The organism is Nocardia sp. NPDC059236, from assembly GCF_042754085.1.
Classification (GTDB): Bacteria; Actinomycetota; Actinomycetes; order Mycobacteriales; family Mycobacteriaceae; genus Nocardia.
The window spans coordinates 352029-365596 of sequence record NZ_JBHZAF010000004.1 but is presented as its reverse complement, the minus strand read 5'-3'; the positions used below and the strand labels follow the sequence as shown (position 1 = coordinate 365596).

The 13568-nt window shown below is 69.7% G+C and carries 15 protein-coding genes; 8 read left to right on the top strand and 7 right to left on the bottom strand.

Annotated features, from left to right (window positions below):
* Positions 1 to 15 precede the first annotated feature (15 nt).
* Together ACFXIV_RS13830 and ACFXIV_RS13825 are read left to right on the top strand one after the other, a co-directional pair.
* Positions 16 to 585, top strand: a complete 570-nt coding sequence (locus ACFXIV_RS13830; RefSeq protein ID WP_379399351.1) for a lipoprotein LpqH — start codon at positions 16 to 18, stop codon at positions 583 to 585.
* Between the two features lie 105 nt (positions 586 to 690).
* Positions 691 to 1479: a hypothetical protein gene (locus tag ACFXIV_RS13825; protein ID WP_379399352.1), complete on the top strand. Its 789-nt coding sequence runs from the start codon at positions 691 to 693 to the stop codon at positions 1477 to 1479.
* Positions 1480 to 1560: 81 nt separating this feature from the next.
* Here ACFXIV_RS13825 and ACFXIV_RS13820 read toward each other — a convergent pair whose 3' ends face one another.
* Both ACFXIV_RS13820 and ACFXIV_RS13815 read right to left on the bottom strand, forming a co-directional pair.
* Positions 1561 to 2127 carry a YbhB/YbcL family Raf kinase inhibitor-like protein gene (locus ACFXIV_RS13820; RefSeq protein ID WP_379399353.1) on the bottom strand — a complete coding sequence of 189 codons (567 nt, stop codon included), beginning with the start codon at positions 2125 to 2127 and terminating at the stop codon, positions 1561 to 1563.
* Between the two features lie 29 nt (positions 2128 to 2156).
* A complete protein-coding gene (locus tag ACFXIV_RS13815) occupies positions 2157 to 3026 on the bottom strand; it encodes an alpha/beta hydrolase family esterase (RefSeq protein ID WP_379399354.1) in 870 nt (289 codons plus the stop codon).
* A 473-nt stretch (positions 3027 to 3499) separates the two neighbouring features.
* On the opposite strand from ACFXIV_RS13815, the gene ACFXIV_RS13810 reads away from it, so the two are divergent.
* Positions 3500 to 4294: an SAM-dependent methyltransferase gene (locus tag ACFXIV_RS13810; RefSeq protein WP_379399355.1), complete on the top strand. Its 795-nt coding sequence runs from the start codon at positions 3500 to 3502 to the stop codon at positions 4292 to 4294.
* 33 nt (positions 4295 to 4327) lie between these two features.
* Here ACFXIV_RS13810 and ACFXIV_RS13805 read toward each other — a convergent pair whose 3' ends face one another.
* Together ACFXIV_RS13805 and ACFXIV_RS13800 are read right to left on the bottom strand one after the other, a co-directional pair.
* Entirely contained in the window at positions 4328 to 5146 is an 819-nt protein-coding gene (locus ACFXIV_RS13805; RefSeq protein ID WP_379399356.1) for a GNAT family N-acetyltransferase, read from the bottom strand.
* A 167-nt stretch (positions 5147 to 5313) separates the two neighbouring features.
* Positions 5314 to 6141, bottom strand: coding sequence for a helix-turn-helix domain-containing protein (locus ACFXIV_RS13800; RefSeq protein ID WP_379399357.1), 828 nt, complete (start codon positions 6139 to 6141; stop codon positions 5314 to 5316).
* A gap of 162 nt (positions 6142 to 6303) precedes the next feature.
* Between ACFXIV_RS13800 and ACFXIV_RS13795 the strand changes: the two genes are divergently transcribed.
* Positions 6304 to 6738: a DoxX family protein gene (locus tag ACFXIV_RS13795; RefSeq protein WP_379399358.1), complete on the top strand. Its 435-nt coding sequence runs from the start codon at positions 6304 to 6306 to the stop codon at positions 6736 to 6738.
* A gap of 18 nt (positions 6739 to 6756) precedes the next feature.
* On the opposite strand, the gene ACFXIV_RS13790 is transcribed toward ACFXIV_RS13795, so the two are convergent.
* On the bottom strand, positions 6757 to 7746 hold the full coding sequence (locus ACFXIV_RS13790; protein ID WP_379399359.1) for a cyclase family protein: 990 nt from the start codon (positions 7744 to 7746) through the stop codon (positions 6757 to 6759).
* Positions 7747 to 7836: 90 nt separating this feature from the next.
* Between ACFXIV_RS13790 and ACFXIV_RS13785 the strand changes: the two genes are divergently transcribed.
* The 4 genes from ACFXIV_RS13785 to ACFXIV_RS13770 all read left to right on the top strand — a co-directional run bounded on the left by ACFXIV_RS13785 (position 7837) and on the right by ACFXIV_RS13770 (position 10328).
* Complete coding sequence (locus ACFXIV_RS13785) at positions 7837 to 8271, top strand: T6SS immunity protein Tdi1 domain-containing protein (RefSeq protein ID WP_379399360.1); 435 nt, start codon at positions 7837 to 7839, stop codon at positions 8269 to 8271.
* A 45-nt stretch (positions 8272 to 8316) separates the two neighbouring features.
* Complete coding sequence (locus tag ACFXIV_RS13780; RefSeq protein WP_379399361.1) at positions 8317 to 9486, top strand: alpha/beta hydrolase family protein; 1170 nt, start codon at positions 8317 to 8319, stop codon at positions 9484 to 9486.
* Between the two features lie 75 nt (positions 9487 to 9561).
* Positions 9562 to 9909 (top strand): DoxX family protein, encoded by a 348-nt coding sequence (locus ACFXIV_RS13775; RefSeq protein ID WP_379399362.1) that lies wholly within the window; start codon positions 9562 to 9564, stop codon positions 9907 to 9909.
* 26 nt (positions 9910 to 9935) lie between these two features.
* Positions 9936 to 10328: a nitroreductase/quinone reductase family protein gene (locus tag ACFXIV_RS13770; protein ID WP_379399363.1), complete on the top strand. Its 393-nt coding sequence runs from the start codon at positions 9936 to 9938 to the stop codon at positions 10326 to 10328.
* 9 nt (positions 10329 to 10337) lie between these two features.
* On the opposite strand, the gene hutU is transcribed toward ACFXIV_RS13770, so the two are convergent.
* Together hutU and hutH are read right to left on the bottom strand one after the other, a co-directional pair.
* Positions 10338 to 11987 carry a urocanate hydratase gene (hutU, locus tag ACFXIV_RS13765; protein ID WP_379399364.1) on the bottom strand — a complete coding sequence of 550 codons (1650 nt, stop codon included), beginning with the start codon at positions 11985 to 11987 and terminating at the stop codon, positions 10338 to 10340.
* Positions 11984 to 13528 carry a histidine ammonia-lyase gene (hutH, locus tag ACFXIV_RS13760; protein ID WP_379399365.1) on the bottom strand — a complete coding sequence of 515 codons (1545 nt, stop codon included), beginning with the start codon at positions 13526 to 13528 and terminating at the stop codon, positions 11984 to 11986. Before hutH ends, hutU begins: the two co-directional genes overlap by 4 nt.
* Positions 13529 to 13568: the final 40 nt, after the last annotated feature.

Here is a 13568-nt window from a genome sequence, read left to right as displayed (position 1 = left end):
GAACGAGGAATGACCATGAACTCCAAGCCCGTCCGCCTGACCACCGCCGTCCTCGCCGCCACCGCCGCGGCGGCCCTGCTGGTCACCGGTTGCTCCAGCAACTCGAGCAGCTCCAAGTCCAGCCCGACCACCGCCGCCCCCGCGGCCACCTCCGCCGCGGCCACCTCGGCCCCGGGCTCCGCGGCCCCCGCCGGCGGCGCGTCCTCGGCCTCGGTCGACGGCAAGGCGATCACCGCCAAGTTCGAGACCACCTGCGCCAAGCAGGGCGGCAATCTGGCGCTGGCACTGACCGACAGCGGCAACTCCACCTACGGCACGCTCGGCGCGAGCGCCACCATCACCGGCGACACCACCGTGCAGGCGGTCGGCATCACCGGCACCAAGGGCGGCGACAACGGCCAGCCGTACGCGCTCGGCTTCGGCAACGGCATGCCGGGCGGCAACGCCAAGGTGACCAAGAGCGGCAACACCTACACCGTCACCGGCGAGGGCGTCGGCACCCCCGATCTGTCCAACCCGATGGCCGGCCCGAAGACCGAGAAGTTCGAGATCGTCTTCGCCTGCAGCACCATCGTCGGCGGCTGAGCCGGTCCGTCCACCGGCCCCCGACGCGGGGGCCCTGTTCTCCCCGCTCGTGCCATCGGGCATGAGCGGGCTCTTCCTCCCCCACGTCTCCGATCCGGAAAGCTCATGAAGAACCAAATCCGCTACGCAGCACTCGCTCTCGGCGTCCTGGCCATCGGCTACTACCTGTGGCACGGCCTCACCTCCGACAGCGTCTTCGGCTGGGTCGGCCCGCAGATGGCCCTGCCGATCATCGCCCTGACCATCGTCCCCATCGCCTTCGCCTTCACCGGCGACGGCATCGTGTCGGCCTTCACCGGCAACAACAGCTCCCAGTTCCGCGCTGGCCTGGTGGGTCTGGGCACCGTCGAGGGTGTCCGCCAGACCGGCGTCTACCTCAACGAGCAGCCCCAGGTGCGCATCGACTTCCGGGTCGAGGGCGCCGACGGCAAGGTCTTCGCCTCGCACGCCAAGATGATCGTGCCGCTGACCCAGCTGGCGCTGCTGCGGTCCGGCGTGGTGCTGCCGGTCCGCTACCTGCCCGACCGGCTCGAGAAGGTCGAGGTGGACATGTCCGGAGATACCTCCGCGGCGCAGGAGGCCATGAACGCGGCCAACATCCGCAAGGGCTTCACCACCCCCGCCAAGCTCGATATCGCCCGGCGCGGCATCGCGGCCCAGGCCGTGGTGCGGTCGCTGTCGGTGCCCGGGGAGATCCGCGACGGCCACTCGCGGCTGGATCTGGTGCTGGTGGTCACCCGCCCCGACGGCAGCAGCTTCGAGACGCGCACCGAGAAGTTCCTGCCCCCGGCGGCGGTCTCGATGGTCCAGGTCGGCCGCGTGGTGAACGTCCACTATCTGCCCGAGAACGAGCAGGAGGTGGTGCTGTCGCTACCGGTCAACACCGCCAACTGACAGTGGTATCCGAAAAGAACAGAGCCGCAGGCCTATCGGGCCGCGGCTCTTCGTCATGTCCGGGGTCTCTTTCGTATCCCGTCAGGGACGTTCGTAGAAACCGTCGATCCGGCCCCGGGCATGCGCCCTGGCAGCGGCGAGTACCGCCCGCGGCTTGGCCGATTCGGGAGCGCCGCCGCCGGGGATGGTGACCGGTTCTGTCAGCGCGAAGACCTGGAAGACGTACCGGTGCGGCCCGTGCCCCGGGACCGGACCCGGACCCAGGTATCCGCGCCCCCAGCTCGAGCGCAGCACCTCGACACCGTCGATGGTGGGGCCGGAAGCCAGTGCGCCACTGGGTAATTCGCCGATCTTCGGATCGAGCAGTGCGAGCGCGTGCACGAAGGGACCGCCGAACGGCGCGTCCTGATCCTCCACGACCAGCAGCAGCTGCACGGTGTCCGCGGGGACTCCCGACCAGGCCAGTTCGGGCGACAGGTCCTGTCCCCCGACCCGTTTCATGGCGTGCCGGACATCGAGCGCCGCCTCGTGCTCGAAATCCGTGCTGGTCACCTCGAAGACGTCACCCGCTGCCAGATTCGGCCGGCACCAGGCCAGGCCCTCGGGCCCGGCGCGCCGGTTCCGCAGCAGTCTGCCGATGATCGCCATTCCGTTCTCCTTTCGGCGGATAGACCTTTTCAGAGCTTGCGGGCGTCCGCTGACAACAGCAGCGGCTCGGCGAAGCGCCAGATCTGCTCGGCGGCATCGAATTCCAGCGACACCGCCGAGCCCGGGCTGCCGGCCCAGGGTTCCGGCACAGGTGTGCCGGGCCAGGTGTGGCCACCGCCGAAGACCGTCCACTCCGATACCACGGTGCCGCCCACGCCCTGGCTCACCGTGGTGCGGCTCGACCGGTCGGTGGTGACGGTCTCGGCGGGCCCGGCGCAGCCGTCGAGCTCGCGCCAGTACCGCGCGGAGTCCGCCAATCCCCTGGTGCCGCCCCGCGATTCGCCGTTCGGACCGAGATGCCGCGAGTAGCCGCCGGTGATGGGCACCACCGGATCGGCGTCGCCGTTGATGAGCATGGCCGACACCGCGTGCCCGGGGCGGATCCCGGTCAGCGCCTCCGGCAGCCCGCCCGCGACGGCGGCGAAGACCGCCACCCGATCGCCGGCCTCGAGCGCCATCCGGTGCGACATGAACGCGCCGTTGGAGATGCCGGTGACGACCGCGCGATCGTCCTGGGTGTCGAATTGCGCAGCGCACCAGTCGATCACGGCCCGCAGGAAGGCGACATCGTCCACGCCCGCCTCGTCCGCCGTGGTAACCCCGCGACCGTCGGCCCAGCAGCCTTCCCACCCGTCCGGGTAGACGACCCCGATCCCCCACTCGTCGGCGTGCCGGGCGAAGCTGGTCCAGTCGTACATCAGCCGCTCGGTCGTCGACGAGCCCTGGTTTCCGTGCAACACCAGCACCAGTGGCGCGTGCTGCCGCCGCGGTGGGCGCACCCCGAAGGTCCGGCGCAATCCATTGATGCTCAGTTCACCTTCGACCAGGTCAGCGGCCACGGTCGTCCCTCCTGCCAGGACGGCGCGGCCTGATGTTCCGCGAACCCGAACCCATCTTCACTATGTGCGCCTGTCATGGTAGTTCAAGTCGAATGTCCAGCTGGACCGGGTATTCCGGCGGCGCGAGGGCATGCCGGTCGAGCAATCCACTCCCACCCCCTGTGTCGAACTACCAAGGGACCCCAACCCGAGGCGTCAACACCGAACCCTCAACCCCGACCCAACCCTCTGATCCCGCACCGTCGACGTACTCGACTCGGGAGGAGATGCTGGCCGACGGGCTGCGCGCGGTGGGACCGAACATGCAGGTTCGGCCGATCATGGAAGTTGCGTTGGGGCAACATGTTCGGACTATTGTACGGGCTGGGTTGCGCTGTGTAGCGTCGGAGGACGCCGGAGGTGCACGACCGGGTCGGGGGTGGGCAGCACGGCTGGTGTGGGGCGTGTGCATCGACGAAGGAATGGAATTCGACGTGAACGAGACCGGACCGGTGATCCGTACCGATATCCCGCATTCGGCGCGGATCTGGAATTTCTGGATGGGCGGCAAGGACAACTACGAGATCGACCGGGAGGTCGGTGAGCAGAGCCTGAAGATCGATGCCGACATCGCGACCATGGCGGTGCAATCGCGCGAGTTCCTCATCCGCGCGGTCCGCCACCTCGCCCGCGAAGCCGGGATTCGTCAGTTCCTCGATATCGGCACCGGCCTGCCCACGATGCAGAACACCCATGAGGTCGCCCAATCTGTGGCGCCGGAAGCCAAGATCGTCTACGTCGACAACGACCCCCTGGTACTCGCCCACGCGCGCGCGTTGCTGACCGACACCACCGCTGAGGGTGTCACCACCTATATCGAGCGCGACTTCCACGATCCCGAGCAGATCATCGCCGAGGCCCGCACCGTGCTGAACTTCGACCAGCCCATCGCGGTGATGTTCATGGGGGTGCTCGGGCACGCCCGCACCTACGACGACATGCTGCGGATCGTGCGCACGGTTATGCAGGCGGTACCGTCGGGCAGCTATCTGGTGCTGTGGGACGGCACCACCGACAGCCGGCCGTACGTGGAGTTGTGCGAGGAATACGCCAAATCCGGTGGCGTCCCGTACTACCCACGTACCCAGGAGCAGATCCGGGCAGCCTTCGACGGCCTGTCCTTCGACGAGCCGGGGTTCGTGCGCATCACCGAATGGCGCATCAACCCCGCCCGAATCGGCGAACCCGCCCCGATCGCCGCCTACGGCGGCCTCGCACACAAGGCGTGACCGTCCTTCACTTAGCAGAAGGTGACACGACGCTCACTCGAAGGCGTAGTGCACCTCGTCCATGACCGCCTCGAATCCGATGGCGCGGTAGATCTTGTTCGAGGTCGGATTGTCGATGTCGGCGTACAGGCAGACCTCGGCCCCGGTCTCGCGCAGCCGCCGGGAAACCTCCGCTACCAGTGCCGAGGCGTAGCCGTGGCCGCGGGCGGCCCGGGGCGTGAAGACCGGCCCGATCCGGACCCAGCCGTTGACCGGGACCTGGTGCGCCGTCAGGGACACCGGTTGCCCGTCGTCCTCCCACAGCCACCAGCGTCCGGCCTCGATGCGGGCGCGGATTCCTTTGTCGTTCATGGCCAGGTGCTTATCGCCCAGTTCGCGGGCCATCTCGGCCAGCCAGCGCCCGCTGACATCGATATCCGCTGCGGTGGCGGGGCGAGCCCTGCCCGGGGGCGCAAGCGGCGGGCGCAGCGGCCCGAGCCGGTACAGCCGCGCACCGTGGTCCGCGTGACAGGCCCTGCCGCGCAGCGCACTCCACGCCGCCGCGAACGGCCCGGCCAGCGGCTCGGTGCCGTGCACGTCGTCGATCTGCGGCAGGAGCTCGGCGAACCGGGTCACCAGGAGCGGCACCGCGTCGATCGGCAACCGCCCCAGCCACACTCCGCGCCCGGCGCTCCGCATGGCAACGCCCACAACGTCATCCGTGTGCACCGACGCGAAATAGGAAGGCTCACGGGCGATGGTGAGACGGGCGATCTCATTGGCGAGGACCGTCGACATCACCGTGTGCCGCAAGGGATCACGCCCGAGAAACCCGGCCACCCGCCGCTGGAATTCCGCCGGATCGCTCGTCATCTCCACCCGCACCGGCCCAACCTAACGCGACGATCCGAGAGGTCACAGCCGAATCGCCCGGCAATCACAAAATTCCCCGAAACGATCTGTCGTGGTGGCGGCGCCGATGCCCGGACCGTCGGGCTCGAACAGCGTGCCGCGCGGTGATGCTTCGCCTCGGGCCGGATCTATTGCCCGGTGAGGTCCAGGCGGAAGCGGGTGGGGGTGGTGGCGGTGTTCGCGCGGAAGAACTTGGTGAAGTTGGCGGGGTCGTCGAAGCCGAGGCGGCGGGCGCATTCGGCGGTGGTGACCGGCTCGTGGGCGAGCAGGCGTTTGGCTTCGAGGGTGACGCGGGCGTTCAGGTACTGCTTGGCGGTGGCGCCGATGGCCGATTGCACGGCGCGCGAGAGGGTGCGGGGCGAGTAGCCGAGTTGGGCGGCGTACCAGGCGACTTCGCGGGTTTCGGAGTGGTACCGCTCGGCCAGGCGGGCGAAACGGTCGAAGAGGTCGGTGGGATCGGGCAGGGCGGGCAGACCCGCGGCCAGCCGGAGCGTCACCGCGCTGAGCAGGTGGTGCAGGATGGCCGTATTCGGCGGATCGACGGCATATTCACTGGTCAGATGTTCGAAGGCGGAGTCGGTCAACGGATTCGCGGTCACCACCGGGGGTGTGGCCGGGGACGGCAGGTGCCCGAGGGCCGCGGCGGGCACCAGTTCCGAGCGGCACAGGATGAGATCGCCCTTCAGCTCGGCGATGTCGTCCCAGCGGTGGGTCCAGCCGGGGCGGATCCAGGCGACCGTGTCCGCGGCCAGGTCGTGCGCGACGAAGTCGATGGTCACGCGCCCGCTTCCGGCGGTGCAGCGGGCCAGGACGTGGAAGTCGCCGCGGATCACCTCGTGGCCTGCGGCCACCGGCATCCGGCGCAGCTGGTCGAAGGTCAGCAGTTCGAGACCGGTGGGGGAACCGGCCGTCGGCGCGTACTGCAGTGTCCGGATGGGCTGTCCAATTTTGACCATGAGCGGTGCCGAATCTACCTGGCCGGCCCGGGTTTCGGGCCCATACCGCCGAGCCTCGTCCCGACGTCCGGGGTGGTCTGCCATCCTGGATATCCGGAATAAATAGTCGCTGATGATCATTCATGTCCCCGTCAAGATTGATCTCCCCCAGAGGAGTCCACGATGGCACCGCTCATCGTTCTCGTCGTCGTCTCCGGCCTGGCCCGCTTGGCCGGGTGGCTCGATCTCATCGATTGGCTGAACTCCTGGCCGCACGCCGCCCGGATCGGCCTGGCCGCCATGTTCGCGCTGACCGCGTCGGCGCACTTCTTCCAACCCCGCCGCGACGGCCTGATCGCCATGGTCCCGCCGCGCCTGCCCAATCCGGCGGGCCTGGTGACCCTGACCGGTGTCCTCGAATTGGCCGGAGCCATCGGCCTGCTCATTCCGTGGGCCGCGCCCCTGGCGGCCGTCTGCCTGGCCGTGATGCTGGTCTTCCTGTTCCCGGCCAACGTCCGGGCGGCCCGCGCCGACCTCGGCATCAAGTCCATGCCGCTCCCGCTGCGGGGCCTGGTGCAGGTGGTCTTCATCGCCGCCCTGGTGTTGGCGGCGTTCTGAAAGGTGTTCCCGGCCGGTTTATTTGATGGCGATGGGACTGATCGGGCTCCCCACCGCACCCGGGATCCGCAGGGCGGGCGCGCACAGCAGGAAGTCGTGGACACCGTCCTCGGCGCAGTCGCGGGCCAGGGCTTCGAGGTCCCAGATCTCGCCGAGCGGCAGTCCCATGTCGCGCAGCGCGAGCATGTGCAGCGGCATCATGACGTCGTCCTCGGGGCGCATGACCTCGACGGCCGGATTGTCCACCGCGACCGCGGCGATGTCGTGCTCGTGCAGCCATTCCGCGCAGCGCCAGCTCAGGCCGGGGCTGCCGCCGAACCATTCGGCGGCCCTGCGGGTTTCGAGGAATCGGGTCCACCAGCCGGTGCGCACCAGCAGGATGTCGCCGGGGCGCAGCTCGACGTCCTGCGCGTCCGCCGTCGCCTGCAGGTCGTGCGGCGTGACGACGGTCCCGGCCTCGAGCCGATCCAGGTTGTGGTGCCGGGCCACGTCCAGCAGCACGCCGCGGCCCACCACGCCGCCGCGCTCGGCCACGTGTTCGATGCCGAGCTTGGCGGCGCCGAAGCTGGTGACGGCCGCGGCCGGATAGCCGTTGTAGAGCAGGCCGTCGTAGTACACGTGGGAGAGCGCGTCCCACTGTGTGGCCGTCTGCAGCGGCATCATGATGTAGTCGTCGTTGTAGCGCATCGGGCCGGCGGCGTACATGCCCGCCACCTGTGCCTCGTTCCGGCCGCCCCAGCCGTCCAGGGCGGTCGCGAGGTCGGCGTCGCCGCCGTCCACGGCCATGAGGTGGATGGGGTTGCGCCGGAAGCCACTCGAGCCCTGCGGGCCGTACGCGTCGAACGGGATGCCCAGCTGGATGGTGCGGCCCGCGCGTGCCCGGGTGGCGGCAAAGGCGATGCGGTCCGGGGTCAGCAGGTTCAGGGTGCCGAGCTGGTCGTCCTCGCCCCAGCGGCCCCAGTTGCGGACGCGCTCAGCGACTTTGCGCCATTCTTCGGTCACGGGCACCTCCACTACGACGGTTGATTCGATCTTCGCGCGGTGCGGCCGGACCTGTCGAGGATCGGTCCCGGTCGCCGGTCTGGTTGGATGGGCGCAGTGACCAGCGTTCCCTTCCGTTTGATCGGCGACCAGCGTATGGACCGGGTGATGCCGGCCTGGGCCGAACACTATCCGCAGTTCGACACGGTGGTCGGCTACTCGGATCTGGGGTGCGCGTTCCTGATGAGCAGCCGGACCGGCGAGTACGGGATCCTCGATCCGTACAGCCCCGGCGTGAAGCCGTACGGCGTCTTCACCGAGATCACCGAGTTCGTCAGCCGGGTCCTGTTCGATCCGAACGTCATCACCTATGTCCTCCAGCCGGGGCACGTCGCCGACATCCGCCGGCGCCTGGGCCCCCTCGCCGACGGCGAGGTGTACATCGCCACCCCGTACCCGTTCCTGGGCGGATCCGAGACACCGGACGCGTACCAGAAGGGCGGCGTCTGGGTGTTCTTCGATCTGGTGGCGCAGGCCCACGGGATGGAATGACGACGGTATGGTCGGGGGGTTGCCCGCCGAAAGGGAGTGATGGCCATGCCGATTCGTCGCAGGTTCGCAGCCGCGGTCCGGCAGGCCGCACTGGCGGCGGGCACGATGAGCGCCTGCGCCGCGCTGACCGCCACCCTGACCGTGACGGCGGCGCCGGCCACGGCCGACAGCAATGATCTCGGGCGGCTGAGCGGGATCGAATTGCTCAATGGCGCATGGTCTTTCGACCGGGCCGCGGAGTCGCTCGGCTTCACCTACACCACCGTCGATCAGCGGGAGAATCCGGCCCGGGCCGGCGCGGCGCTGTATCTGCCGTCCGGGCTGCCGCCGCAGGGTGGCTGGCCGCTGGTGGTGTGGGCGCACGGCACGACCGGGATCGGCAATGACTGCGCGCCCTCGCATCGGCCGCAGTCGGATCGAAATCGCAGCTATTTCAACCAGATTCTGGACCGGGGCTACGCCGTGCTGGCGCCCGACTATCAGGGTCTGGGCACCGGCGGCAATTTCAGCTACTACAACACCGCGGTCGAGGGCCGCTCCATTCTCGACTCGATCACGGCGGTCCGCGGTCTGCCCGTCCCGCTGTCGGCGCACTGGGTGCTCATCGGCCAGTCCGAGGGCGCGCACGCCGTCATGAGCGCGGCCGCCCTGTACGCCCGGAACCCGTCCGCCGTCAGGGGACTCACCGGCGTGATCGCCACCGGCCTGCGCACGAATCCGGCCAAGAGCCTGCGTGAGATGTTCCGCCGCGGCTCGACCGGCTCCGAGAACCAGGTCGGCTACGCGGGCTACTATCTCGCCGCGCTGGAGGAGCTCGCGCCCGGCACCGTGACCCCGTACCTGTCCGACTTCGGCAGGCAGTACGTGGAAAAGGCTGCCACCGCATGCCTTTCGGATCTGGTGGCCGCCGCCGAAGGCCGCCGTCCCGAGGCGCTCGTCGCCGATCCGGACAACCCCACCCCGACCTTCGAGGCCGACATCAGATCGCTGGTCTCCTATCAGGAGGACCTGGTCCCCGCCGACCTCATGATCGGCTACGGCACCGCCGATATCGACGTCCCCCCGGCCGACACCCCCGCCTACGGTGCCGCCCTCCAGGACCACAACCCCTGGGTGCAGGTCACCGTCACGGCCTACCCCGGCAAGGACCACAGCGGCGCGTTCCTCGCCTCCCTGCCCGAGGCCCTCACCTTCCTGCAATCCCACCTCCCCTGACCCCGATGTCACTCCTCGGGCTCCCGCTTCGTCATTCAGGTAAGAGCACAGCAAACCTGAAAGGACGTGGCTCCCATGAACCTCGCCTACCACATCGTCGGTGTCGTCTCGGCCCTCTGGATCGGCTTCTCCGGCTACTCCCTGTTCACCAAGCAGCAGTTCGTCGTGGACCCGCTGATCGACTACGGCGTCCCCCGTACCTGGTGGAACTGGCTGGCCCTGGCCAAATCGGCCGGTGCGCTGGGCCTGGTGGCCGGTTTCTTCCTCCCGCCCCTCGGCATCGCGGCCGCCATCGGCGTGATCCTCTACTTCACCGGGGCCGCGGCCACCACCATCCGCGCCCACTCCTACAAGACCACCCCCTTCCCCCTGCTATACCTCGCCCCCGCCGCCGCCACGCTGGCCCTGCAACTGGCCCGGTGAGCCGCGGCCGGTGCTAGCGTCGGCTCATGCCGAGCCGACGCGATCTGCAACACGCCATGGTCACGACACTTCAGCGGAGGGTGGGCAACCCGATCCTGGGCCGCCTACCCATCCAAACCCTGCTGGAGACCACCGGCCGGGTCAGCGGCCGCCCCCGCCTCACCCCGATCGGCGGCCGCCGCTCCGGCGCGTCCTTCTGGCTGGTCTCCGAATTCGGCACCCGCTCGCAGTACATCCGCAATATCGAAGCCGACCCCCGCGTCCGCCTCCGCCTCCACGGCCGCTGGTACACCGGCACCGCCCACCTCCTGCCCGACGACGACCCCATCGCCCGTCTGCGCACCCTCCCGAAGGCCAACAGCGCAGCCGTACGGGTGATGGGCACCGACCTCCTGAGCGTCCGCATCGACCTGGATTGAGGCGCCGGATCAGCCCTCCCACAAAGGAATTCGAATATTCTTCGCGCGGGCGACCGATTCCGCTTCCGGGTATCCGGCGTCCACGTGACGCAGCACGCCCGTGGCCGGGTCGTTGGTGAGGACCCGGTCGATCTTCTGCGCGGCCAGCGGGGTGCCGTCGGCGACCGTGACCTGACCGGCGTGGATGGAGCGGCCGATGCCCACCCCGCCGCCGTGGTGGATGGAGACCCAGCTCGCGCCGGACGCGGTATTGACGAGGGCATTGAGCAGCGGCCAGTCCGCGATGGCGTCGGAGCCGTCGGCCATGGCTTCGGTTTCGCGGTAGGGCGAGGCGACCGAGCCGCCGTCGAGGTGATCGCGGCCGATCACGATGGGGGCCGCGACCTGACCGCCGGCGACCAGCTCGTTGAATCGGAGTCCGGCGGACCGGCGTTCGCCGTAGCCGAGCCAGCAGATACGGGCGGGCAGGCCCTGGAACGCAACCCGGTCCCGCGCCAGGCGGATCCAGCGGGCGAGGGACTCGTTCTCGGGGAACAGCTCGAGAATGGCGCGGTCGGTGGTGGCGATATCGGCCGGGTCTCCGGACAGGGCGACCCAGCGGAACGGGCCCTTGCCCGCGCAGAAGAGGGGCCGGATGTAGGCGGGCACGAAGCCCGGGAAGTCGAAGGCGCGCTCGTATCCGGCCAGCTTCGCCTCGCCGCGAATGGAATTGCCGTAGTCGAAGACCTCCGCGCCGCGGTCCAGGAAGCCGACCATGGCGCCGACGTGGATGGCCATGGAATCCCGTGCGCGCCGGGTGAATTCGTCGGGCTTGCGGCCCGCGTAGTCGTCCCAGTCCTCCAGTGCGACACCGATCGGCAGGTAGGTCAGCGGGTCGTGGGCCGAGGTCTGATCGGTGACGATGTCCACCTCGACCTCGCGGCGCAGCAGTTCCGGCAGTACCTCGGCGGCATTGCCGATGAGCCCCACCGACAGTGGCCGCCGTTCGGCCTTGGCGGCGAGCACCCGGGCCAGGGCGTCGTCGATGTCGTCCGCGATCTCGTCCAGGTACCGGGTCTCGACCCGGCGGCGGGCATGCCGCGGATTGCATTCGACACACAGCGCCACGCCGCCGTTCATGGTGACGGCCAGCGGTTGCGCCCCGCCCATGCCGCCCAGACCCGCGGTGAGCGTGAGGGTTCCGGCCAGGGTGCCGCCGAATCGCTTGGCGGCCACCGCCGCGAAGGTCTCGTAGGTGCCCTGCAGGATCCCCTGGGTGCCGATATAGATCCAGGACCCGGCGGTCATCTGCCCGTACATGGTCAGCCCGGCCGCCTCCAGGCGGCGGAATTCGGGCCAGTTCGCCCAGTCCGGAACAAGATTCGAGTTGGCGATGAGCACGCGCGGCGCCCATTCGTGGGTGCGCAGCACGCCGACCGGCCGGCCGGACTGGACCAGCAGGGTCTCGTCCTCGCGCAGGTCGAGCAGGGTCCGCGCGATGGCGTCGAAGCTGGGCCAGTCCCGGGCCGCCCGCCCGGTCCCGCCGTAGACGACGAGATCCTGTGGCCGCTCGGCCACCTCGGGATCCAAATTGTTGTGCAGCATGCGCCAGGCCGCTTCGGTCTGCCAGGTGCGGGCGGTGAGCGTGGCGCCGCGGGCGGCCCGGACGATTCGGGTCATGACGAAACCCCCTGGTCGAGAAGGTGATCCGCCGCACCCGACCGCACCAGTGCGGCCACGGTGGCGATATCCGGTGCGAGGTGGCGGTCGGGCCCGGGTCCCGGCACCCGTGCTCGCACCAGGTCCCGCAGCGCCCCGGTCACCGGAGCGGGCCGCAGAGGTGCGCGGAGATCCAATGCCCGTGCGGCGGTGAGCAATTCGATGGTGAGCACGGTGGTCAGCCCATCCACCGCGCGCCGCAGCTTGCGGGCCGCGGTCCAGCCCATGGACGCGTGGTCCTCCTGCATGGCGCTGGAGGGGATGGAATCCACCGAGGCCGGCACCGCGTACCGCTTCAGCTCGGTCACCACTCCGGCCTGGGTGTACTGGGCGATCATGTAGCCGGAGTCCACGCCCGGATCGGCGGCCAGGAATGCGGGCAGCCCGTGTGATCGGTGCACGTCCAGCATGCGGTCGGTGCGGCGTTCGGCCATGCCGGCCACGTCGGCGACCGCGATGGCCAGGAAATCCAGCACGTAGCCGACGGGGGCGCCGTGGAAGTTCCCGTTGGACTCCACCCGGCCGTCGGCGAGCACCACGGGATTGTCTATGGCGGACCGCAATTCGCGTGCGGCGACGGTCTCGGCGTGGTCCAGGGTGTCCCGCGCCGCGCCGTGCACCTGCGGCGCGCACCGCAGCGAATACGCGTCCTGTACCCGCGGGCAGTCCTCGCCCCGGTGACTGGCCACGATCTCGGAACCGGCCAGCGCCGCCAGCATGCGCGCCGCCGACACTGCCTGTCCGGGATGCGGGCGCAGTTCCTGCAGATCCGCCGCGAACACCCGATCGGTGCCCAGCTGCGCCTCCACGCTCATGGCCGCGGTCAGATCGGCCAGATCGAACAGCCGCCGCAGGTCCTCGATGGCCAGCACCAGCATGCCCAGCATGCCGTCGGTGCCATTGGTGAGGGCCAGGCCCTCCTTCTCCGCCAAGGTGATCGGTGTCAGCCCGTGCTCGGCCAGCGCGGGCCCGATCGGGCGCGGACCGCCCGGCCCGAGTACCGACCCCTCCCCCATGAGTGCCAGCGCCACCGCCGCCAGCGGGGCCAGGTCACCCGAACAGCCCAGCGAACCGTATTCCGGCACAACCGGAATCAGCCCGCTGTCCAGCAGTGCGGCCAGCGCCCGCGCGGTCCCGGGCCGCACCCCGGTGTGCCCGGACAGCAGGGTGCGCAAGCGCAGCAGCATCATGGCCCGCACCACCTCCGCCTCCACCGGTGCACCGGCCCCGGCGGCGTGCGAACGAATCAGCGAGCGCTGCAGGTCGGTTCGCCGGGCCGGCGGTATGTGCCGCAGCGCCAGCGCCCCGAACCCGGTGGACACCCCGTATACCGGCCGGTCGCTGTGTGCCAGCGCGTCGATGTGCTGCCGCACCCGCGCCAGCTCCGCCAGCGCATCCGCGTCCAATTCCACTCGTGCGCCGCGCCGGGCCACCGCCACCACGGCCGCCCGCGTCAGGGGTCCCGCTCCCACCGGCACCCGTTCGGCTCCGATTCGAGTCATGGGCACTATTCCAGCGCTTCCGGCCGCGCAGATCGAGCAC

What these genes read in the sequence shown, in the direction of transcription:
- ACFXIV_RS13830 (WP_379399351.1), top strand. Translation starts at nt 16, where the DNA reads ATGAACTCCAAGCCCGTCCGCCTGACCACCGCCGTCCTCGCCGCCACC.
- ACFXIV_RS13825 (WP_379399352.1), top strand. Translation starts at nt 691, where the DNA reads ATGAAGAACCAAATCCGCTACGCAGCACTCGCTCTCGGCGTCCTGGCC.
- ACFXIV_RS13820 (WP_379399353.1), bottom strand. Translation starts at nt 2,127, where the DNA reads ATGGCGATCATCGGCAGACTGCTGCGGAACCGGCGCGCCGGGCCCGAG.
- ACFXIV_RS13805 (WP_379399356.1), bottom strand. Translation starts at nt 5,146, where the DNA reads ATGACGAGCGATCCGGCGGAATTCCAGCGGCGGGTGGCCGGGTTTCTC.
- ACFXIV_RS13800 (WP_379399357.1), bottom strand. Translation starts at nt 6,141, where the DNA reads ATGGTCAAAATTGGACAGCCCATCCGGACACTGCAGTACGCGCCGACG.
- ACFXIV_RS13795 (WP_379399358.1), top strand. Translation starts at nt 6,304, where the DNA reads ATGGCACCGCTCATCGTTCTCGTCGTCGTCTCCGGCCTGGCCCGCTTG.
- ACFXIV_RS13780 (WP_379399361.1), top strand. Translation starts at nt 8,317, where the DNA reads ATGCCGATTCGTCGCAGGTTCGCAGCCGCGGTCCGGCAGGCCGCACTG.
- ACFXIV_RS13775 (WP_379399362.1), top strand. Translation starts at nt 9,562, where the DNA reads ATGAACCTCGCCTACCACATCGTCGGTGTCGTCTCGGCCCTCTGGATC.
- ACFXIV_RS13770 (WP_379399363.1), top strand. Translation starts at nt 9,936, where the DNA reads ATGCCGAGCCGACGCGATCTGCAACACGCCATGGTCACGACACTTCAG.
- hutU (WP_379399364.1), bottom strand. Translation starts at nt 11,987, where the DNA reads ATGACCCGAATCGTCCGGGCCGCCCGCGGCGCCACGCTCACCGCCCGC.
- hutH (WP_379399365.1), bottom strand. Translation starts at nt 13,528, where the DNA reads ATGACTCGAATCGGAGCCGAACGGGTGCCGGTGGGAGCGGGACCCCTG.